The 21139-nt window shown below is 72.0% G+C and carries 17 protein-coding genes and 1 pseudogene; 8 read left to right on the top strand and 10 right to left on the bottom strand.

Annotation, left to right across the window (positions count from 1 at the left end):
- Positions 1-158 precede the first annotated feature (158 nt).
- Complete coding sequence (gene gcvP, locus ACGFRF_RS04385; protein ID WP_393737062.1) at positions 159-3044, top strand: aminomethyl-transferring glycine dehydrogenase; 2886 nt, start codon at positions 159-161, stop codon at positions 3042-3044.
- Positions 3045-3100: 56 nt separating this feature from the next.
- On the opposite strand, the gene ACGFRF_RS04380 is transcribed toward gcvP, so the two are convergent.
- The 7 genes and pseudogenes from ACGFRF_RS04380 to ACGFRF_RS04350 form a co-directional block, all read right to left on the bottom strand.
- Entirely contained in the window at positions 3101-3520 is a 420-nt protein-coding gene (locus tag ACGFRF_RS04380; RefSeq protein ID WP_393737061.1) for a molybdopterin-binding protein, read from the bottom strand.
- 28 nt (positions 3521-3548) lie between these two features.
- Positions 3549-4592 (bottom strand): annotated as a pseudogene (locus ACGFRF_RS04375) (ABC transporter ATP-binding protein); the annotation flags it as partial.
- Between the two features lie 443 nt (positions 4593-5035).
- Complete coding sequence (gene modB / locus ACGFRF_RS04370) at positions 5036-5896, bottom strand: molybdate ABC transporter permease subunit (protein ID WP_393737060.1); 861 nt, start codon at positions 5894-5896, stop codon at positions 5036-5038.
- Positions 5893-6714, bottom strand: coding sequence for a molybdate ABC transporter substrate-binding protein (modA, locus tag ACGFRF_RS04365; protein WP_393737059.1), 822 nt, complete (start codon positions 6712-6714; stop codon positions 5893-5895). The genes modB and modA overlap by 4 nt, the downstream gene beginning before the upstream one ends.
- Before the next feature lie 254 nt (positions 6715-6968).
- Positions 6969-7364, bottom strand: a complete 396-nt coding sequence (locus ACGFRF_RS04360) for a molybdopterin-binding protein (RefSeq protein WP_393737058.1) — start codon at positions 7362-7364, stop codon at positions 6969-6971.
- A gap of 98 nt (positions 7365-7462) precedes the next feature.
- A complete protein-coding gene (locus ACGFRF_RS04355; protein ID WP_393737057.1) occupies positions 7463-9415 on the bottom strand; it encodes an amino acid transporter in 1953 nt (650 codons plus the stop codon).
- Between the two features lie 636 nt (positions 9416-10051).
- Positions 10052-10582, bottom strand: coding sequence for a universal stress protein (locus ACGFRF_RS04350; protein WP_393737056.1), 531 nt, complete (start codon positions 10580-10582; stop codon positions 10052-10054).
- Between the two features lie 236 nt (positions 10583-10818).
- On the opposite strand from ACGFRF_RS04350, the gene ACGFRF_RS04345 reads away from it, so the two are divergent.
- On the top strand, positions 10819-12309 hold the full coding sequence (locus ACGFRF_RS04345) for a glycoside hydrolase family 43 protein (RefSeq protein ID WP_393737055.1): 1491 nt from the start codon (positions 10819-10821) through the stop codon (positions 12307-12309).
- 158 nt (positions 12310-12467) lie between these two features.
- Here ACGFRF_RS04345 and ACGFRF_RS04340 read toward each other — a convergent pair whose 3' ends face one another.
- Positions 12468-12674, bottom strand: a complete 207-nt coding sequence (locus tag ACGFRF_RS04340; protein ID WP_393737054.1) for a DUF5999 family protein — start codon at positions 12672-12674, stop codon at positions 12468-12470.
- Positions 12675-12949: 275 nt separating this feature from the next.
- Positions 12950-13534, bottom strand: coding sequence for a hypothetical protein (locus ACGFRF_RS04335; RefSeq protein WP_393737053.1), 585 nt, complete (start codon positions 13532-13534; stop codon positions 12950-12952).
- Positions 13535-14103: 569 nt separating this feature from the next.
- Here ACGFRF_RS04335 and ACGFRF_RS04330 point away from each other — a divergent pair.
- Together ACGFRF_RS04330 and ACGFRF_RS04325 are read left to right on the top strand one after the other, a co-directional pair.
- Positions 14104-15621, top strand: a complete 1518-nt coding sequence (locus tag ACGFRF_RS04330; RefSeq protein WP_393737052.1) for a glutamate--cysteine ligase — start codon at positions 14104-14106, stop codon at positions 15619-15621.
- A gap of 417 nt (positions 15622-16038) precedes the next feature.
- Positions 16039-16839, top strand: coding sequence for a CPBP family intramembrane glutamic endopeptidase (locus tag ACGFRF_RS04325; RefSeq protein ID WP_393737105.1), 801 nt, complete (start codon positions 16039-16041; stop codon positions 16837-16839).
- 25 nt (positions 16840-16864) lie between these two features.
- Here the strand turns inward: ACGFRF_RS04325 and ACGFRF_RS04320 are convergent, their stop codons facing one another.
- The gene (locus tag ACGFRF_RS04320; RefSeq protein ID WP_393737051.1) at positions 16865-17677 is read right to left on the bottom strand and encodes a PhzF family phenazine biosynthesis protein; all 813 of its coding nucleotides are present in this window, start codon (positions 17675-17677) and stop codon (positions 16865-16867) included.
- A 209-nt stretch (positions 17678-17886) separates the two neighbouring features.
- Between ACGFRF_RS04320 and ACGFRF_RS04315 the strand changes: the two genes are divergently transcribed.
- The 4 genes from ACGFRF_RS04315 to ACGFRF_RS04300 all read left to right on the top strand — a co-directional run bounded on the left by ACGFRF_RS04315 (position 17887) and on the right by ACGFRF_RS04300 (position 21123).
- Complete coding sequence (locus ACGFRF_RS04315) at positions 17887-18138, top strand: hypothetical protein (RefSeq protein WP_393737050.1); 252 nt, start codon at positions 17887-17889, stop codon at positions 18136-18138.
- 126 nt (positions 18139-18264) lie between these two features.
- A complete protein-coding gene (locus ACGFRF_RS04310) occupies positions 18265-18891 on the top strand; it encodes a PadR family transcriptional regulator (protein WP_393737049.1) in 627 nt (208 codons plus the stop codon).
- Positions 18892-19410: 519 nt separating this feature from the next.
- Positions 19411-20049, top strand: coding sequence for a Clp protease N-terminal domain-containing protein (locus ACGFRF_RS04305; protein ID WP_393737048.1), 639 nt, complete (start codon positions 19411-19413; stop codon positions 20047-20049).
- A gap of 69 nt (positions 20050-20118) precedes the next feature.
- Complete coding sequence (locus ACGFRF_RS04300) at positions 20119-21123, top strand: DMT family transporter (protein WP_393737046.1); 1005 nt, start codon at positions 20119-20121, stop codon at positions 21121-21123.
- Positions 21124-21139 lie beyond the last annotated feature (16 nt).

The following is a 21139-nucleotide window of genomic DNA, read 5'->3' as shown; positions in this document are numbered from 1 at the left end:
GAGCGGATGTCGACGGCGTCCGCTCTCACCGACGGTGAAAGCCGGGACCCTCGGGCACCCGGTGAAGCTCTCAGGTTGAGATGACAGAGGGGGAGGCCGTCGGGGTATCCGTACCGGGGTGCCCCTCGAAGGTCGCGTCAGACCAGGAGGCCTCCGCAATGACCGCCCATCGCATTCCGCTCTCCGAGCTCGAGCAGGGCATCCCCTTCGAGCAGCGCCACATCGGGCCCGACCAGGAGGCGCGGGCCAAGATGCTCGCGCACATCGGATACGGCTCGCTCGACGAGCTGACCGCCGCCGCGGTCCCGGATGTGATCAAGAACGCCGACGCCCTGGACCTGCCGGGCGCCCGTACCGAGGCGGAGGTGCTCGCCGAGCTGCGCTCGCTCGCCGACCGCAACCAGGTCCTCGGCTCGATGATCGGCCTCGGCTACTACGGCACCTTCACCCCGCCCGTCATCCTGCGCAACGTGATGGAGAACCCGGCCTGGTACACGGCCTACACGCCGTACCAGCCGGAGATCTCCCAGGGCCGCCTGGAGGCCCTGCTGAACTTCCAGACCGTGGTGGCCGAGCTGACCGGTCTGCCCACCTCCGGCGCCTCCCTGCTGGACGAGGGCACGGCCGCCGCCGAGGCGATGGCGCTGTCCCGGCGGATGGGCAAGAACAAAAAGGGCCTGTTCCTGGTCGACGCGGACGCGCTGCCGCAGACCATCGCCGTCATCGAGACGCGCGCCGAGCCGACCGGCGTGGAGGTCGTCGTCGCCGACCTCAGCGACGGCATCCCGGCCGAGATCGCCGAGCGTGAGATCAACGGCGTGCTGATCCAGTACCCGGGCGCCTCCGGTGCCGTACGGGACATCAAGCCGGTCATCGACCAGGCGCACGAGCTGGGCGCGCTCGTCACCGTGGCCGCCGACCTGCTGGCGCTGACCCTGTTGGTCCCCCCGGGGGAGCTGGGCGCGGACATCGCCGTGGGCACCACCCAGCGTTTCGGCGTGCCGATGGGCTTCGGCGGTCCACACGCCGGCTACATGGCGGTGCAGGAGAAGTTCGCGCGCAGCCTGCCCGGCCGGCTCGTGGGCGTCTCGGTCGACGCCGACGGCCACAAGGCCTACCGGCTCGCGCTGCAGACGCGTGAGCAGCACATCCGCCGGGAGAAGGCGACCAGCAACATCTGCACCGCGCAGGTGCTGCTCGCCGTGATGGCCGGCATGTACGCCGTCTACCACGGCCCGGAGGGCCTGCGGACCATCGCCCGCCGCACCCACCGCTACGCCACGATCCTCGCCGAGGGCCTGAAGGCCGGCGGTGTGGAGATCGTCCACGGTGCCTACTTCGACACCGTCACCGCGCGCGTGCCCGGCAAGGCCGCCCAGGTCGTCGCCGCCGCCCGCGACAACGGCGTCAACCTGCGGCTGGTCGACGCCGATCACGTCTCCCTGGCCTGCGACGAGACGACCGACCGGGGCCAGCTGGACGCCGTCTTCGCCGCCTTCGGCGTCGAGGGCGACATCGAGGCGCTGGACGCGGCCGCCGAGGAGGCCCTGCCCGAGGCGCTGCTGCGCACCGGCGACTACCTGACCCACCCGGTCTTCCACGAGCACCGCTCCGAGACCGCGATGCTGCGCTACCTGCGCAAGCTCGCCGACCGGGACTACGCGCTCGACCGCGGCATGATCCCGCTGGGCTCCTGCACCATGAAGCTCAACGCGACCACCGAGATGGAGCCGGTCACCTGGCCCGAGTTCGGCCAGCTGCACCCCTTCGCGCCCGCCGAGCAGGCCGAGGGCTACCTCACGCTCATCCACGAGCTGGAGGAACGTCTCGCCGAGGTCACCGGCTACGACAAGGTCTCGCTCCAGCCGAACGCCGGTTCGCAGGGCGAGCTGGCCGGTCTGCTGGCCGTACGCGGCTACCACCGCGCCAACGGCGACGAGCAGCGCACGGTCTGCCTGATCCCGTCCTCCGCGCACGGCACCAACGCGGCCAGCGCCGTGATGGCCGGCATGAAGGTCGTCGTCGTCAAGACCGCCGAGGACGGCGAGATCGACGTCGAGGACCTGCGGGCGAAGATCGAGCAGTACCGCGACGAGCTGGCGGTCCTCATGATCACCTACCCGTCGACGCACGGCGTGTTCGAGGAGCACGTGGCCGACATCTGCGCCCAGGTCCACGAGGCCGGCGGCCAGGTCTACGTCGACGGCGCCAACCTCAACGCCCTGGTCGGCCTCGCCAAGCCGGGCCACTTCGGCGGTGACGTCTCCCACCTGAACCTGCACAAGACCTTCTGCATCCCGCACGGCGGCGGCGGCCCCGGCGTCGGTCCGGTCGCGGTCCGCGAGCACCTGGCGCCGTACCTGCCGAACCACCCGCTCCAGCCGGAGGCCGGTCCGGAGACGGGTGTGGGCCCGATCTCGGCCGCTCCGTGGGGCAGCGCGGGCATCCTGCCGATCTCGTGGGCGTACGTCCGCCTGATGGGCGGCGAGGGCCTGAAGCGGGCCACGCAGGTCGCCGTGCTCTCCGCGAACTACATCGCCAAGCGCCTCGAGCCGCACTACCCGGTGCTCTACACCGGGCCCGGCAATCTGGTCGCCCACGAGTGCATCATCGATCTGCGCCCGCTGACCAAGGCGACCGGCGTGAGCGTCGACGACGTGGCCAAGCGCCTCATCGACTACGGCTTCCACGCGCCGACCATGTCCTTCCCGGTGGCCGGAACGCTGATGATCGAGCCGACGGAGTCGGAGGACCTGGCCGAGCTGGACCGGTTCTGCGACGCGATGATCGCCATCCGCGCGGAGATCGAGAAGGTCGGATCCGGCGAGTGGCCCGCCGAGGACAGCCCGCTGCGCAACGCCCCGCACACCGCGGCCGCGCTCGGTGGGGAGTGGGCGCACGCCTACAGCCGCACGGAGGCCGTCTTCCCGGCCGGCGTCTCGGCCGCCGACAAGTACTGGCCGCCGGTGCGCCGTATCGACCAGGCCTACGGCGACCGCAACCTCGTGTGCTCCTGCCCGCCGCTGGACGCGTACGAGGACTGAGCGAGCCGATGGTGAAGGCCCCCGCCCGGGTTCCGGGCGGGGGCCTTCGGGCTGTGCTACGTCGTGGCCAGCGCGACCTCGGTCGACTTGATCAGGGCGACGACATCGGAGCCCACGAAGAGGCCGAGGTCGCCGGCCGCGTCCTTCGTGATCGCGGCGGTGATCTCGCCGCCGTCCACGGTGACCTTCACGATCGCCATGACCTCGCCGAGTTCGAGATGGGTGACCGTGCCGGCGAGCTGGTTGCGGATCGACAGGCCCTCGACGCGGTTGGTGGCGAGGGAGACCTCCGTCGACTTCACCAGGGCGCTCACCGGAGAGCCCGGGGCGAGGCCCAGGTGCTCGACGGCCTCCCGCGTGATGGCCGCTGTGAGGTGCTGGCCGCCGGTCAGGCGGACATCGACGGTCGCCATGACTTCGCCGGGGTGCACCTCGGTGACGGTGCCGGGAAGCTGGTTGCGGATGCTCAGGGTCATGGCCCCTCACCGTAGTGCCGGAAGGCGCTCAGGCCGGGTATGCGTGCGTCTGCGTCGCTTTGACCGTCGCCCAGACCGGTGCACCGGGGTGGAGGTCCAGTTCGGCGGCGCCGACCGTGGTGAGGTCGGCGGCGAGGGCGAGTTCGCCGGTGAGGTCGGCGCGGATCTGGTCGCCGTGCGTCTCCAGGCCGGCGACCTCGCAGCGCCACAGGTTGCGGGCGCTGGAGCCCGTGGGCCGGTCCCGGAACAGGGTCACGGCGGAGGGCGGGAACGCCACGAACACCGGCCCCGACAGCTCCTCCGTGGTGGTGATCGAGGGCCCGGCGTCGAGTCGTACCCTGTGCCCCTCGGCCTGTCCCCGGTAGAGGTTGAGGCCGACGAGCTGCGCGATGTAGTCGGTCCGCGGATGGCGGGCGATGTCGGAGGGGCTGCCTTCCTGGACGACCCGGCCGTGCTCGACGACCACCAGCCGGTCCGCGAGCACCATGGCGTCCAGCGGATCGTGCGTGACCAGGACGGCGACCGCCTCGAACGCGGCCAGATGGCGGCGGAGCTGGGCGCGGACCTCCAGACGGGTACGGGCGTCCAGGGCCGCGAGCGGCTCGTCCAGGAGAAGCAGCCGGGGGCGGGTGGCCAGGGCGCGGGCGAGGGCCACGCGCTGGGCCTGGCCGCCGGAGAGCCGGCGGGGCTTGGCGCCCGCGTGGTCGGCGAGGCCCATGCGGTCCAGCCATGCCGCGGCCAGGGCGCGGGCCTCCGACTTGCTCGCGCCCTGGCAGCGCGGACCGAAGGCCACGTTGTCCAGGGCGGAGAGGTGCGGGAAGAGCAGGTAGTCCTGGAAGACGACGCCGACCGGGCGGGACTCCGGGGGTGTGCGCTCCAGTGGGGTGCCGTCCAGGCGCAGGTGGCCGTCGGTGAGCGGGACGAGTCCGGCGAGGGCGCGCAGGGCGGTGGTCTTGCCGGCGCCGTTGGGGCCGAGCAGTGCGAGGACGTCCCCTGGGGTGGCCGTCAGGGTCACGTCCAGGTGGAAAGCGGCGCGGTCTACGACGAGGTGGGCGTCGAGGCCTTCGGGGGGAGGGGGCGTCGTGCGGTGTGGGTGTGGGTGCGGGTGTGGGTGCGGGTCGGTGGTGGGTGGCCGGCCTTCGGCCGGATCGGGGTTCCCACCCGCACCACCCGTGCAGCTTTCATGGTCGGGTGCGGGTGGCCCCTGTGGGGGCTCGGCGCCGTCGGCGGCCGCTGCGGGTGCCGGCGATCCCGGTGGGGGCGTTGCGGCCTTCGTGGTCGGGGGTGCCGGTGGTTGTGGGGGCTCGGTGGGGTCGGCGGCTGCGGGTGCATGCGATCCCGGTGGGGGCGTTGCGGCCTTCGTGGTCGGGGGTGCCGGTGGTTGGGGGGACTCGGTGGCGTCGGCGGCTGCGGGCGCGGGCAGTTCGTGTGGGGGTTCCAGGGGTTCTGTGGCCATCGGTATGGGCTGCTGCTGTGGGGGTTCTGCGGGGTCGGTGGGTGTGGGGTGGGGGTTTGTCATGATGTCGTCATCCAACGGTCCCTGAGGCCGGCCAGTACCGCGATCGAGACGGCCAGCAGCACCAGGCTGAGGGAGATGGCGGCCTCGGGGTCGTTCTGCAGGGTGAGGTAGACCGCGAGGGGCATGGTCTGGGTGCGGCCGGGGAAGTTGCCCGCGAAGGTGATCGTCGCGCCGAACTCGCCGAGGGCGCGGGCCCAGGCCAGCACGGCGCCCGCCGCGATACCCGGGGCGATGAGCGGCAGCGTGACCCGGCGGAACGCGGTGAAGCGGGACGCGCCGAGTGTGGTGGCCGCCTCCTCGTAGCGCGGGTCGGCGGCGCGCAGGGTGCCCTCGACGCTGATGACCAGGAACGGCATCGCGACGAACGCCTCCGCGATCACGACTCCGGTGGTGGTGAACGGCAGCGTGATCCCGAACCAGGCGTCCAGCCACTTGCCGATGACACCGTTGCGCCCCAGGGCGAGGAGCAGGGCCACACCGCCGACGACCGGCGGGAGGACCAGGGGCAGCGTCACCAGGGCGCGCAGCAGGCCACGGCCGGGGAAGTCCGTACGGGCGAGCAGCCAGGCCAGCGGCACGCCGAGGACGAGGCTCACGGCGGTGGCCGCGGTGGCGCTGACCAGGGACAGCTGAAGCGCCTGCCACACCTCGGCACTGCTCAGCTGGTCGGGCAGGCTGCGCCAGGGCGCCCGCAGGAGCAGTGCGAGCAGCGGCAGCAGCAGGAACGCCAGGGCCAGCACACCCGGGACCAGCAGCGGCAACGGGACCCCGCGTCGGCCCCTCGTGGCGACGCGGCGGCGCAGCGGCCGGCCCGTGCGGGGACCGGTCGCTGCGCCGGGTTCGCGGACCGAGGTCACGGCTTCAGGAACCCTGCCCCGCCGAGCACCTGCTGGCCCTCGGCGGACCGCACGAGAGCGATGAACGCCTTCGCGGCCTCGGTGTTCCGCGCGTTCTTCAGCAGGGCGATCGGGTAGTCGTTGACGGCCTGGGCGGACTCGGGGAACTCCACGCCCTCCACCTTGTCGCCCGCGGCCTTCACATCGGTCCTGTACACCACCGCCGCGTCGGCCTCCTTCAGTTCCACCTTGGTCAGGGCGCCCTTGACGTCCTGCTCGTAGGAGACCGGGGTGAGGTCGACCCCGCCGGCCTCGAGGGCCTTCTGGGCGGCGGCGCCGCACGGCACCGTCCGGTCGCACAGGACGACCTTCAGACCGGACTTGGTGAGGTCCTCCAGGGAGGCCACCCGGTGCGGGTTGCCCGGCAGGGTGGCGATCTCCAGCCGGTTGCGGACGAAGGTGGCCGGCGTGCCGACCGCGTCCTTCGCGTCCGTCACGATCGCCATGGTCTTGGGGCTCGCGGCGGCGAAGACGTCCGCCGGGGCTCCGCCGGTGATGTTCGCGGCGAGGGTGTCGCTGCCGCCGAAGTTGAAGCTGACCTCGGTGCCCGGGTGCCGCTTCTCGAACTGCTTGCCCAGGGTCGTGAAGCTCTCCTTCAGGGAGGCGGCCGCGAACACGGTGACCGTGCCGGACACCTTCGGGGAGGCCGAGTTGCCCGACGCACCGGACGAGTCCTTCGCGTCGGACGACGAGGAGCAGGCGCTGAGCGCCATCACAGCGGCGGCTCCCGCACCGGCCAGCTGCAGCGTCCGCCGGGTCCGGCGCACGGAACGGGTCATCACGGGTCGACTCCTCGGGCTCTGCGGAACGACGGTCGCGTCCTGACGGCCGGACAATGGCCGTGCCGCGATGATAATGCCGCATCTGCCAGGCTCAAGTCTCCTGTGGCATCGCATCAGCTGCCAACCTGAGGCTGGGAGCTTGCATGTGCGTTCGCACGACGCTCTCGGACGCGGGTGTCGTTGTGCGGCCGTCGGCGTCCGGGCAGGCAGCGGGCCGTGACCGAGGGCGTCAGGGGCGGCGGCCGGCCGGGTCAGGTGCGGTCGATGTGCACGTTGGTGGACTTCACGCGCGCGGTGGCCTCCATGCCGACCTCGAGGCCCAGCTCCTCGACCGCTTCCCGGGTCAGCAGCGACACCAGGCGGTGCGGGCCCGCCTGAATCTCCACCTGGGCCGCGACGTCGCCCAGCTTGATCGCCGTGACGATGCCGGGGAAGGCGTTGCGCACGGACGTGTGGGAGGGGTCCTCCTCGGCGCCGCCCGCCTGGGCCAGTTCGACAGAGAACGCGGCGAGGTCCCGGCCGTCGATGAGACGGCGTCCGGCCTCGTCGCGGTGGGTGGCCACCCGGCCCGCGTCGGCCCAGCGGCGGGCGGTGTCCGGGCTCACGCCGAGCAGCCGCGCCGCTTGGCCGATCGTGTAGGACTGCATGCCGGTCACGATAGGGCCAGGCACCGGGATCATGGAGTTCGGGTCGACCGCACGGTACGGCGCGACGGACTCTGAGTGCGTGACTGCTGCTTTCGGCCTCACCCGGTGTGCACGCGGGGCCGTCGTGCCCGGTCCGGTTCTGCCTCGCGGAGCACCTCGCGGGTGACCGGGGCGACCTCGCCCTGGCCGAAGAGGAAGAAGCGCAGGAAGTTGGCGAACGGGTTGCCCTCGGTCCACTCGAAGTAGACGTGCGGGGTGCAGTTGGTGCGGTCACGGACGTGGAGGAGGAGCGCGGCGAGGGCGTTCGGGATGGAGGCGGACTCCAGGGTCAGCACCCGGTAGCGGCCGTGCAGCACTTCGCCGCGGACGGTCAGGCCCGCCTCGAACTCGGAGGGGTCGGTGACCGTGACCTCGACGAAGACGAAGTCCTCCTGCTCGGGCATGTCGTTGTCGGCGCGGATCTGCTCGATCTTGTCCCGGTACTCGGCCTTGTCACGGCGATCCGGCTCGTTGGCGATGAACCGGATCTTGCGGCTGGCCATGTCCCGGATGAATCGTTCCGCCAGCGGGTCGAGCGTCACGCTGGTCACGCGCAGCTCGAAGGCACGAGCCAGCCGGGACAGCAGCGAGACCAGGATGATGCCCGCGATGAAGCAGGCACCGATCTTCACACCGTCCGGGCGCTCGATGACGTTCACGACCGTCGTGTACAGGAACACCGTCGAGATCGCCGTGAACGCGATGGTCCAGCCGCGCTGCCCCGCCTTGCGCGCGGCGATGGTCACCGCGATCGCCGCCGAGCTGATCAGCACCAGCACACCGGTGGCGTAGGCACCGCCCTGCTTGTTGACGTCGGCGTCGAAGATCCAGGTCACCAGGAACGCGATCAGCGTGAAGACGATGACCATCGGGCGCACGGCCCGCGCCCAGTGCGGTGCCATGCCGTACCGGGGGAGATAGCGCGGCATCAGGTTGAGCAGGCCGGCCATGGCGGAGGCGCCGGCGAACCACAGGATGGCGATGGTCGAGACGTCGTAGACCGTGCCGAAGGTGTTGCCGAGATATTCGTGCGCGAGGTAGGCGAGCGCGCGGCCGTTGGCGTCGCCGCCCGTCTTGAACTCGTCGGCGGGGATCAGCAGCGTGGTGATGAAGCTGGTGGCGATCAGGAAGCAGCTCATGATGAGCGCGGCGGTGGTCAGCAGCTTCTTGGTGTCCCTGATCCGGCCGGCCGGACGCTGCTCGCTGTCGCCCGCGTCGCCCTGGACGTGCGGCATGACGGCGACGCCGGTCTCGAAGCCGGACAGACCGAGGGCGAGTTTGGGGAAGACGATCAGCGCCACCCCGATCATCACGAAGACGTTTCCGTGTTCCGTGGTCAGGGCGCTGGTCCAGTCCGTGATCACGTGCCCGGCCGTCATGACGTGCCACAGGCCTGTGGCCACGACGACGAGGTTGAGCGCGAGGTAGACGCCGACCAGGGCGACCGCGACCCCGATGGCCTCCAGGAAGCCCTTGAGGAACACCGCGCCGAGCAGGGCCACCAGGAACAACGTGATCACCATCTGGTGCCCGTGCAGGGTGCTGGTGAGGTGCGGGTTCTCCACGAGGTGGGTGGAGGCGTCGGCCGCCGAGAGGGTGATGGTGATCAGGAAGTCGGTGGCCGCGAAGCCCAGCAGGGTCAGCACGAACAGCTTGCCCTGCCAGAACGACAGCAGCCGCTCCAGCATCGCGATGGAACCCTCGCCGTGCGGGCTCTCCTCGGACACCCGGCGGTAGACCGGCAGGGCGCCGGCCAGGGTGACGATCACCAGCACGATGGTCGCCACCGGTGACAGCAGACCGGCCGCCAGGGCCGCGATGCCCGGCTGGTAGCCGAGGGTCGAGAAGTAGTCGACACCGGTCAGGCACATCACCCGCCACCAGCGCTGCCCCTGGTGCGGGGGTTCCGGCTCGGCGTGCGGTCCGGTGTGGTCACCGCCCTTGCCCATATCGGACAGACCCTCCAGCATCCAGTCGCGCAGGCGACTGGAAGGGTGTTCGGTCGTGGCCATCGGCGTGCTCCTGATGTGCGGCTCCGTGGTTCGCGGCCATCACGCGGACGGCGGCACCAGCGTAAGCAGAGAGTGACGCCTTGGCCCACGGGTCACGGCTCCGTGGGCGTCAATCTTGCGTTAAGAATGGCCCGGGAGCCCGGAAGCCGCATCAAGAAGGGGAGGCCGGGCGGTCGGCCGGGGCCGGGGGTGAGCGGGCGGCCCAGCGCGGTGCCGATCGGAGGCCGGCCACCGAGCGTCATGTCCTACGGCGTCGGAGGACGGCCGAGCGGAGGCGCCGAGGCCCTTCTGGCGGTGCGGGGGGAGTTGTTCGGGGGCGGCCGGTTCGGGGTGGCGGCTCTCTGGCGGAGGGGGCTGGAGTTCTGGTGGAAGGGCCGGAGTTGTCGGTGGGTGGCTGGTTCGGGTGGTGGGGGTCGGAGCCGTAGGGGTGCTCGATCCTGGGTGTCGGGCGGCTCGCCGGAGTCGCTCCGGTTCAGCGGTGTGGGGGCGGAGGGACTTCATCGACGGGCCCGCAGCGCGGGGCCGCCTCCCGGGATCGTGTTCCGGTGACTCGGGATCGTGTTGCGGTGCCTTCGGTTCCCCGGCCGGAGCCCGGCGCGCGGGCCGAGCCGGAGAACCGCTCGTCCGGCGCCGCTCTCACAACCCCCGTGTGTCCAGGCGCAGATGCCAGGTGTTGCGCCGGTGGGCGGACAGCAGCTCGGTCTCCAGGGGGGAGGGGGGCACCGCCAGGACCGGGCAGACGGCGTGGGCCAGGCAGTGCCGGGAGACCCGGCCGGAGAAGGCGCGCTGGAGCCCGCGCCGCCCCGCGCCCACCACCAGCACGTCGTCCTCCCGGTCCGCGGTCGCCACCAGCGCCCGGCCCGGGGTGCCGCGGACGATGACGGCGTGCATCGGCACACCGGGGCCCTGCGCGCCGAAGATCTCGTCCAGCACCGAGGCCAGCCGCTGCTTGGCCAGCCGTTGCCACTCGTCGACCAGCAGATCGGCAGCGGGGGAGCGCCGCGCGGCGGGATCACCACCCGGTGGCTCCCACGCCAGCACCGGCCACAGCTCGGCTCCCAGGCGGCGGGCCAGCGCGGTGGCCCGCCGCAGGGCCGTGACGCTGCCCAGGGAGCCGTTCACACCGACCACCACACGAGCGGTCGACGAGGCGTCGTAACCGGACATGACTCCACCGTTCGTTCCGCACGGGCGCCGTCCGGGGTGACCCCGCGGACGCGCCCGTCGGCGAGGGCTTTGCTCTCCCTTCCATCCCACTCCCGCACCGGCGATTCGACCACCCGGGCGGGTGCCTGCCGTGGTTCCCGGGCATCCAGGCGCGCTCCCGCCCCATGGCGAGCGCGGCGGGCGCAGTAAGATTCGGCGCCACAGTCGAAACTTTCGAACGCCTTTGGGGGGCGACCATGCGGACCTACGACAACCCCGTCATCCCCGGCTTCCACCCCGATCCCAGCGTGTGCCGGGTCGGGTCGGACTACTACCTGGTGTGCTCCAGCTTCGAGTACTTCCCCGGCGTTCCGCTGTTCCACAGCCGGGACCTGGTGCACTGGCGCCAGATCGGCAACGTCCTCGACCGGCCCGGCCAGTTGACCCTGCCGGACGGCGTCCCGGCATCCGGCGGCATCTACGCCCCGACGATCCGCCACCACGACGGACTCTTCTATGTCGTCACCACCGCTGCCGGCGGCGGCGGCGGAACCTTCCTCGTCACTGCCGAGCGGCCCGAAGGCCCCTGGTCGGACCCGGTGTGGATCGATCTGCCCGGCATCGACCCGGACCTCGCCTGGGACGAGGACGGCTCGTGCTGGTGCGCCATGGCCGGGGTCACCGTGGCCCGGATCGACCCGCGTACCGGCCGGGTGCTGGAAGGCCCGTTGCCGATGTGGTCCGGCACCGGGCTCCGGGACCCGGAGGCGCCGCACCTGTACCGTATCGGCGACTGGTGGTACCTGCTGCTCGCCGAGGGCGGCACCGCACTCGGGCACGGAGTCTCGGCCGCCCGTGCGCGCTCGCCGCGCGGCCCCTGGGAGCCGGCGCCCGGCAATCCGCTGCTGACCCATCGCGGTACGGGCCTGCCCGTGCAGTGCACCGGTCACGCCGACCTGGTGCAGGCGGCGGACGGCCGTTGGTGGATGGTGCTGCTCGGCACCCGGCCGCGCGGCTGGTTCCCGGAGTTCCATGTCCTGGGCCGGGAGACCTTCCTGGTCCCGGTGGAGTGGGTCGACGGCTGGCCCCGGGTGGGGCCGGTGGCGGAGCGGCATCCGGCCCCGGCGGCCTGGGCGCCCGTCGAACAGCCGCCCGTGCGGGACGACTTCACCGGCCGGGCCCTCGCCCCGTACTGGATATCGCCGCGCAGCAGGCCCGACCACTGCTGGTCGCTCGTGGAGCGACCCGGCCGGCTCACCCTGACCGCCACCGGTGACAGCCTCGACCGGTCCGGGCACACCTTCGTGGGCCGCCGGCAGCAGCACCACGACTGCCGGGCCGCTGCGTTGCTGGAGCCCGGGTCGGGTCGGGCCGGGCTCTCCGTGCGCCTGGACGAGGGGCACCACTACGACCTGGAGGTGGCCGGCGGAACGGCGGCCGTGATCGCGCGGATCGGCCCGCTGCGGCAGCGGGTCGCCGCCCATCCGGTGCCGGCGGGGCCGGTCACCCTGGCCGTCGACATCCGCACGACCCGGCACCCGGGACCCGGCACCGGTCCCGACACCGTCGCCTTCTCCGTCGAAACTTCCGAAGGCATCGTCCGGCTGGCCGAACTGGACGGCCGTTATCTGTCCACCGAGGTGGCCACCGGATTCACCGGCCGTGTCATCGGCATGTACGTCACCGAAGGCCGCGCGTCCTTCGACTGGTTCGACTACGCGCCCGCGAGCCCGTCCAGGACACCTTGACGCTCGGGGACGAGCAGCCGGGCGCCGAGCCGGCGTACCGGTTCCCGCAGGAGGCGCTGCGGTGATGTCCGGCTACCCACCGTAGCCGTCCCCGAACACGCATCGGGGCCGGTGCGCACCGGGGGTGCGGCCGGCCCCTCAGATCGCTCGTGCTGGGCTCAGGCGGCGGTCATCACCTGCTCCGCACCGAGCGGGCGGTGCGGAGCGATGATCCGGCCGTCCGGCAGCAGCTCACCGGTGTCCTCGAAGAGCAGGACGCCGTTGCACAGCAGACTCCATCCCTGCTCCGGGTGGTGCGCCACGAGACGGGCGGACTCCCGGTCGGCGGATTCGGCTGTCGGGCACGGTGGCTGGTGCTGGCACATGGGTGGGATCTTTCGCTGTGTCGTGGTCATGTCCGTCCCCCGTGGTGATAAGTCGGTCGGAACCCAGTGTTGCCCTCTGGGCGTCATTCCGCAGGGATTTCGCAGCACCGCTTCTCACAGGTTGAGGACGCGTCACCCGCCCGGACGGTTCAGCCCAACTGCACTGTCCCTTCGGGTGGTTCGCCATGGCCGGAACGGGCTAGTCCGCACGGCGCCCCCCGCGGAAACAGTCGTACCCCGCTTCCCTTCCGGGTAGCGGGGTACGCGGGTGTCGTTCAGGCAGGTGAACCGAGCAGCGGGATGGGAGTCGCCCGATGGGTCAGCACCGGAAGCAACTCGGCGACCGGGAAGGGCCGGTGTGCCGATATGCCGGGCGGTGCCGGGGCCAGCGGGACGAGCAGATCGGTGGCGGCCGGATGGCCTTCCGCTCCGTCGGCCGCGCAGTCACCGTGCAGCCACAAGGTGAGCATGTACAGACCGGGTACGGACAGCAGGCGCGCCTGGTACGGCTGTTGCAGCGTCTCCGCCTGCTGCAGGGCGCGCTCGGTGGAGGCGACGTACGGGCCCTCGAAGAAGTGCGAGAAGGCCCAGCCGTCAGGGGTGAGCATGGTCTCCGCCGCGGCCACCGCCCGGTCGCCGCAGCGGATCAGGAAGCGCCAGCCGGCCAGTCGGGTCGCGGACAGGCCTTGCGCGGTGATCCGGTCCAACACGTGAACCGGCAGCGGGAGTTCGGCTGTCGCCGGGCCCTGCGCGGCGCGCAGGGAAGGCGTGCGGGCCTCACGTACCGCGGTCGGGGAACCGAGGGCGGTGAGGACGGAGCGCAGGGCGGGCGCGGGGGCAGGGGGCACGTGCAGCGGCATGTGGGTCGCCTCTCAGTCGACAGGCGCGGCGGCGCGAGGAGGGTGGGGCGGACGGCGCTGTCTGCTCACGGGGGAAAGGCCTGAGGGGTGGGGGCCCGGGTCGGTGAACAAGGGTGCGGCTCGGCCTGCCGCCCGTCATGGTGACGGCAGGAACACGGCAGGAACCAGGACCGAGGGCGCCAACCTTCTGCCTTGTGGACGAAGTTTATACGACGCATGTTCGGCCGTTGTTTCGTCTATACGATTTCGGTAAGTCACGCAAGGCGCTATTGGGCCGCCGAATTGCGGGACTCATCCCGATTTCCGCACCGGTTCCTCGGCGCTGACCTGGCAGTACGCGCCGGTAGCGGTCGGCCGAATGTCGTCGGCGTTTTTCACGAGGCGTTCGGGGCACTCGAAGGTGCATCGTGCGGCATGCCCCGTGAATGTGCCGCGGGAAACATTCGACAGACTAGCGGGCGCCGGGCCCGCGCGGGACGTTATCGATCGCTTCCACTGGGCATCATCCCACCTGACCCGGGAGCCCGGCGGCCGATCGACGGCCCGCCCATCCGAGGAGGGACACTTCGATGGGGGAGAAGGTCGTGGCAGGGCAGTTCGACCTGTCCGATCGCCAGCGCTACCGCGAAAAGGTCCAAAAGTGCCTGATGGGACTGGAGCGGCTACTGGTCGAGAAGCGATTCGATCGCCCCAAGAACCTCATGGGCGTCGAGATCGAATTGAATCTCGCGGGTTCCGACGGCATGCCGAAAATGTTGAACGGACAGGTACTGGAGCGCATCGCGAGCCGTGATTTCCAAACAGAACTCGCCATGTTCAACCTGGAAGTGAACATAGCGCCACACCGATTGGGTGGCCGGGTATTCGACCGGCTCGCCGAGGAACTGCGCACCTCTCTCGCCTACGCCGACCGGAAGGCCGGCGAGGTGGACGCCGGGATCGTCATGATCGGCATCCTGCCCACGCTCGACCGCGACGACCTGGTCTCCTCCAACCTCTCCGAGGTCGACCGCTACACCCTGCTGAACGACCAGATCGTGGCCGCGCGCGGGGAGGACTTCCGGCTCGACATCGACGGTGTGGAGCACCTCGTCTGCACCTCCAAGTCGATCGTCCCCGAGGCCGCGTGCACCTCCGTGCAACTGCACCTCCAGGTCACCCCGGCCCGGTTCGCCGATGTGTGGAACGCGGCGCAGGTGGCCTCCGCCGCGCAGATAGCCGTCGGTGCCAACTCACCGTTCCTCTTCGGTCACGAGCTGTGGCGTGAGTCCCGGCCGCCGCTGTTCCTGCAGTCCACCGACACCCGGCCGCCCGAACTGCAGGCACAGGGGGTGCGGCCGCGCACGTGGTTCGGGGAGCGGTGGATCTCCTCCGCCTACGACCTGTTCGAGGAGAACCTGCGCTACTTCCCGGCGCTGCTGCCGCTCTGCGACGACGAGGAGCCGCTGGAGGTGCTGGACGCCGGCGGCATACCCAAGCTCGCCGAACTCGTCCTGCACAACGGCACGATCTACCGCTGGAACCGGCCGGTGTACGGCATCGCGGACGGCGTCCCGCACCTCAGGGTGGAGAACCGGGTGCTGCCGGCCGGTCCGACCATCACCGATGTGATCGCCAACGCGGCCTTCTACTACGGCCTGGTGCGGGCCCTCGCCGAGGACTCGCGTCCGGTGTGGACCCGGATGCCCTTCGCCGTGGCCGAGGCCAACTTCGACGCGGCATGCCGGTACGGGATCGACGCGCGCTTCGTCTGGCCCCGGCGGGGACGCTACGGCGGTACGGGCGAGGTCGACGCGGTCACCCTGGTCCGCGACGAGCTGTTGCCGCTGGCCTCGGCCGGGCTGGACGCGTGGGGCGTCGAGGCGGCCGACCGGGACCTCTACCTGGGCGTCATCGAGGAACGCTGCCGTCGGCGGGTCAACGGCGCGTCCTGGCAGGCGGCCACCTTCCACCGGGCGCTCGAGCAGGGCCTGAGCCGCGAGGCGGCCCTGGCGGCGACGACCCGGCGCTATGCCGAGCTGATGCATGTGGGAGAGCCGGTGCACACCTGGCCGGTGGGCCTGCCGGAGCCGGTGCCGCTGGGATGAGGCCGCAGCGGTGACCGGCCCGCACACCGTGTGACCGCCGCTCCGCGCCACTGCCGCTCCGCGCCACTGCGGCTGAGCGTTGTTGTGGTGGCGGACGGTGGGCCGGCGGATCAAGAGGCGGTCTGTGGCCCGGTGCGCGGCGGTGGTGACCGCCGGTCCGCGCCACCGCGGCTGGGCGCTGGTGGGGTGGCGCACGGGGGACGGCGGGTCGAGAGGGGGCCCGTTGGACCGGACCGGTGCGCGGTGGTGACCGTGGGTCTGCCCTGTTGGGCTGAGTGCCGGCGCGGCGGACAGCGGGGGCGGTGATCGAGGGGCGGCCCTCTTGGTCGTCAGCCCGGTGCGCGGCGTTCATATCTTCTTCTGCGATCCTTGCCAGGCGTAAGGGGCCGTGGGTCCATGAGCCGGCTGGAGGCAGGGGTGCAGGTGGAGGCTGACTCGGTGGGCGAGGCCGTGGCGGGGGAGCGTGACCCGCGGCGGATGCTGCGGGACGAGACGCTGATCGTGCTCGGGCTGTCGCTGGGGGCGAGCGGAGTCTCGGCCCTGATCAGCTTCATCGGCTCGGTCACCAAGCCGGGCGGTCTGAAGGACCAGGCGGCCACCCTCAACGCCTCGGCAGCTCCGGGCCGGCCGTGGCTCGACCTCGCCTGGCAGCTCTTCGGCATCGCCAGCGCGCTGGTCCCCGTGGTGCTCGTCGCCCACCTGCTGCTGCGCGAGGGCAGGAGTCTGCGGACGCTGGGCTTCGACCGCAGCCGCCCCTGGCCCGACCTGGCCCGGGGAGCGGGGATCGCCGCTGTGATCGGCAGCGCCGGCATCGCCTTCTACCTCGCCGCCCGCGGCCTCGGCTTCAATCTCACGGTCGTACCCGAGGCACTGCCGGACGTGTGGTGGAAGTACCCGGTGCTGATCCTCTCCGCCCTGCAGAACGCGATCCTCGAAGAGGTCGTCGTCGTCGGCTACCTGCTGCGCAGGCTGGGGCAGTTGGGCTGGACCCCGGGGACCGCGCTGGTCGCCAGCGCGGTCCTGCGCGGCTCGTACCACCTGTACCAGGGCATCGGCGGCTTCATCGGCAACATGGTCATGGGCGTGGTGTTCGTGTACCTCTACCGCCGTTGGGGCCGGGTCGGGCCGCTGGTCGTCGCGCACTCCCTGCTCGACATCGGCGCCTTCGTCGGCTACGCCCTCCTGGCGGGCAAGGTGGGCTGGCTGCCGACGGCCTGAGGGGTGAGGGCCGGCGGCGAACCGTTCAGGCGAGCAGTTCGCCGTCGATGACCGTCACCGCACGGCCTGTGAGAAGGGTGCGCTCGCCGCGCAGAGCGATGTGGACCAGCCCGGTGCGGCGGGAGGCCTGCAGCCCGGTGAGGTCGTCGCGGCCGAGGCGGGCGGACCAGTGCGGGGCGAGCGCGGTGTGGGCGCTGCCGGTGACCGGGTCCTCGTCGATGCCGACGTTCGGGAAGAAGCAGCGGGAGACGAAGTCGTACCCGCGGGTCGGGTCCTCGGCGCGGGCGGTGGCGATGACGCCGCGCGAGGAGTAGGCGCCGAGGGCCTTGTGGTCGGGGGCGAGACCGAGGACGGTCTTCTCGTCGGCCAGCTCCACCAGCAGGTCGCCGACGTTCGGGCCGGTGTCGAAGGCGGCGGCCGGTTCCGCGCCCAGCGCCTCGGCGACCCCGGCCGGGACCTCGACCGGGGTGAGCGGGGCGGTCGGGAAGTCGAGGGTGACCGAGCCGTCCGGGGCGGGCGTGGCGATGAGCACGCCGCTGCGGGTGGCGAACCGCACCGGACCCTCGTGGGCGCCGGTGGTGTGCAGGACGTGGGCGGTGGCGAGCGTGGCGTGCCCGCACATCGCGACCTCCGCGACGGGCGTGAACCAGCGCAGCGCCCAGTCCGCCTCGCCGCCCCCGGGCAGCCGGTGCGCGAACGCGGTCTCGGCATGGTTGACCTCCATGGCGACGTTCTGGAGCCAGTCGTCGTCCGGGAAGACGTCGTCCAGGAGCAGGACTCCGGCCGGGTTGCCGGCGAAGGGGCGGTCGGTGAAGGCGTCCACGATTCGCATGCGCATGGCGTTGACGCTAGTGGTTCCGCCGGCCACCGGACCAAGGCCAATTCACGAGTGCCGGACTGTTTTCCGCCCGGCGGCCGCGCGCGTCCGCGGCCATGGGGCGAGCCGCGTGGCACCGAGGGACACCTCCACGACGCGGAAGAGCCACAGCACCCACGGCCCGCCGTGGGCGAGCGCATCCGCCTGCCACAGGACGAACAGGGCGCGCGGTGCCGTCGAGGAGGCCGTGCAGCGGCAGTGGTCGTGCGACGCGCAGGACGGACCGGGCCACGACCGAGATCGTCCGGCACGGCGAGGAGTTGCGGGACGCCCCGGACGGCGCCGAGGCCCTGTACGCCCTGTTCGAGGAGAGGATCCGGGTCGTGGACGAGCGTGTGGCCGAACTGGCGGCGCTCCGTTCGGACCTCACCTCCCGCATGGGCACCGGCTGCCCCCTGCGGGCGGCGGATCCGGCCGGCTGAGCGGCCGCACGTGTCCCGCGCCGGACAAAGGGGTTGTCCACTCGATCGGTCCCGATATATCGTTGAGCCATCGCGAACGATACGCGATGCTATGTGACAGATCAGCGATGGAATGGAGTGATCGCGATGCGAACTCACGGATTCGAGCGGGGACATCGACACGAGGGTCCGGGCCGGCGGGGCATGGGTGGATTCGACGGCCGGCGGGCCGCCTTCGGTCCCTTCGGCCCGGGTGGTCCGGGATTCGGTCCGGGCGGACCCGGCTTCGGCCCCGGGTCCTGGGGGCCGCGCGGGCGCGGAGGCCCTAGGGGACGGGCGCGGCGCGGTGACGTGCGCGCCTCGATCCTGGCCCTGCTCAGGGACCGGCCCATGCACGGCTACGAGATGATCCAGGAGATCGCCGAACGCAGTGGCGGCGCGTGGAAGCCGAGCCCCGGCTCGGTCTACCCGACGCTCCAACTGCTGGAGGACGAGGGCCTGATCACCAACGAGAGCGAGGGCGGCAAGAAGCTCTTCTCCCTCACCGACAGCGGCCGCAGCGCCGCAGAGGAGGGTCCGGACGCCCCCTGGGAGGAGGCCTCGCGCGGGGTCGACTGGGAGGCTCTGCACGAGATCCGGCAGGCCGGCGTGGGTCTGATGGAGGCCTTCGGGCAGGTCTGGAAGACCGGCAGCAAGGAACAGCGCGAGAAGGCGCTGGCCGTCATCAACGACGCCCGTAAGAAGCTGTACCTCATCCTCGCCGACGAGCACTGAGGCTCGTACGGCGACCAGGGCGCCCCGTGCGGTATCCGCGCGGGGCGCCTTTCGCCTGTCCCGGCTCAGCCCGCCAGGCCCCAGGTCCCGGCCCCAGGCCAGGGTCTCGGGGCTTCCCCGGGGAAAGCCCGTTCACTGCTGATGAACCGTCAGAGAGGTCGAGCGGTCGGGGTGATGGGCCCGCGTGCCGTATCACCGCCGCGTGGAGCAGGTGCCACGCGCGCCGAAAGGGCCTGTTGGCCGTGGCAGTGCCAGGCCTCCCGGAACAGGTCGGCGAGCAGCGCGTCCCGGGGGGCGTGGGCCCGGTGGGCGTACTGCCTGCCGTCGACCGCCGGCGGCGCGGGACGGTTGCGTGCGCGGGGCAGCGCAGAGTAGCGCGGCGCGCGCCCCTGGCGGCGGATCCGCCGGATCTCCTCCGTAAGGATGAGATCCCGGTCGGCGATGTCCACTCTGTGTGGGACGCGAAGATGGTTCCCCTCGCGGATGACGCGGGCCGCGGTGGCTGATGGGGTGGGGGATGTGCAACCCCGTACAGCCCGCCGGGCCGCCCGCGACGAGGCGACCGCGCACATGGACGACGATGCCGGGCTCGGCGCCGAGCCGGCAGCGGTGGTCGCCGGTGCCCGCCGCAGGGCGGTCCGGGACGGAGACCGGCAGGTCGACACCGCCCATCTGCTCCACTCCCTCCTGGAACACGACCCCGAGGTCCGCGCCGCCGTCGGTGATCCCGCGCGGCTCGCCCGGCTGCTCGGCTACCTCGTGCAGCGCAGCATCGGCTACGGGCTGCGCTGGCAGGGCAGCGTGGAGCACTCGGGGGTGATACCCGTCGTTCCCGTCGCCCCTCAGGCCGCCCCCGCCGTGCGAACCGCGCCGGCCGCTCAGGTGACTGCGGCCCTCCCCGCCGCTCGCGGCGGTGAAGCGCGCGGCGGCGCGGACTGGTCCCCTGTCGCGGCCGCCGCCCTGGCGGAGGCGCGCGGGCGGGCCCGGCGGCGTGGCGAGAGCCGCGTCACCGGCACCGATCTGCTCGCCGCGCTCCTCACCGACCCGCAGTCCCGCGCCGTCGAGGTCCTCGAACGCGCCGGCATCCCCGCGCGCGACCTGCCCGCCCGGATCGAGGCGGGCGCCGGGGAATCCATCGACGACGGCGCGAGCTGCTGACGCACCGGCCGTCCACTTGCTGAGACAGGTGTCATAGGGAGTGACGCTCCTGTCGTCTGCTGTCATCATGTGCCGGTGCATACGTCAGAGAGCGCTCAGGGTGGCCATGGCAAGGGCGTGGGGCTCGGTCTCGCGCTCGGCTCGGCGCTGGCCTTCGGCGGGTCCGGAGTGGCCGCCAAGCCGTTGATCGAGGCGGGCCTCGACCCCCTGCACGTGGTGTGGCTGCGGGTGGCCGGCGCCGCGCTGATCATGCTGCCGCTCGCCGTACGGCACCGCGCTCTGCCGCGCCGCCGTCCCGCGCTGCTCGCCGGGTTCGGGCTGCTCGCGGTCGCCGGTGTGCAGGCCTGCTACTTCGCCGCGCTCTCCCGTATCCCGGTGGGCGTGGCCCTGCTCGTCGAGTACCTGGCCCCCGCCCTGGTGCTCGGCTGGGTGCGGTTCGTGCAGCGGCGGCCCGTCACCCGCGCCGCCGCGCTCGGCGTGGTCCTCGCGGCGGGCGGCCTCGCCTGCGTGGTGGAGGTCTGGTCGGGGCTGAGCTTCGACGCGCTGGGCCTGCTGTGCGCGCTCGGCGCCGCCTGCTGCCAGGTCGGCTACTTCGTCCTGTCCGACCAGGGCAGCGACGCGGGCGACGACGCCCCCGATCCGCTCGGCGTCATCGCCTACGGGCTGCTCGTCGGTGCCGTCGTGCTGACGGTCGTCGCCCGTCCCTGGAGCATGGACTGGTCGGTGCTGGCCGGCTCCGCGCGGCTGGACGGCAGTGCCGTGCCGGCCGGCGCCCTGCTGGCCTGGCTCGTGCTGGTCGCGACGGTGGTCGCGTACATCACCGGCGTGCTGTCCGTGCGGCGGCTGTCCCCGCAGGTCGCGGGGGTCGTCGCCTGCCTGGAGGCGGTGATCGCGACCGTGCTGGCCTGGGTGCTGCTCGGCGAGCACCTGTCGGCGCCGCAGGTCGCCGGTGGCGCGGTCGTCCTGGTCGGCGCGTTCATCGCCCAGTCCTCGACCCCCGCCAAGGCTTCCCCGGAGCCGGTCGCCTCGGGCGGCGCGGAACGGGAGTTGTCCGCCCGCGGCACCACCGCATAGGGTTCCGGTCATGCCG

This window comes from Streptomyces sp. NPDC048521 (assembly GCF_043199855.1).
In the GTDB taxonomy this organism is placed as follows: domain Bacteria; phylum Actinomycetota; class Actinomycetes; order Streptomycetales; family Streptomycetaceae; genus Streptomyces.
This window is presented reverse-complemented; position numbering and strand designations above follow the sequence as displayed.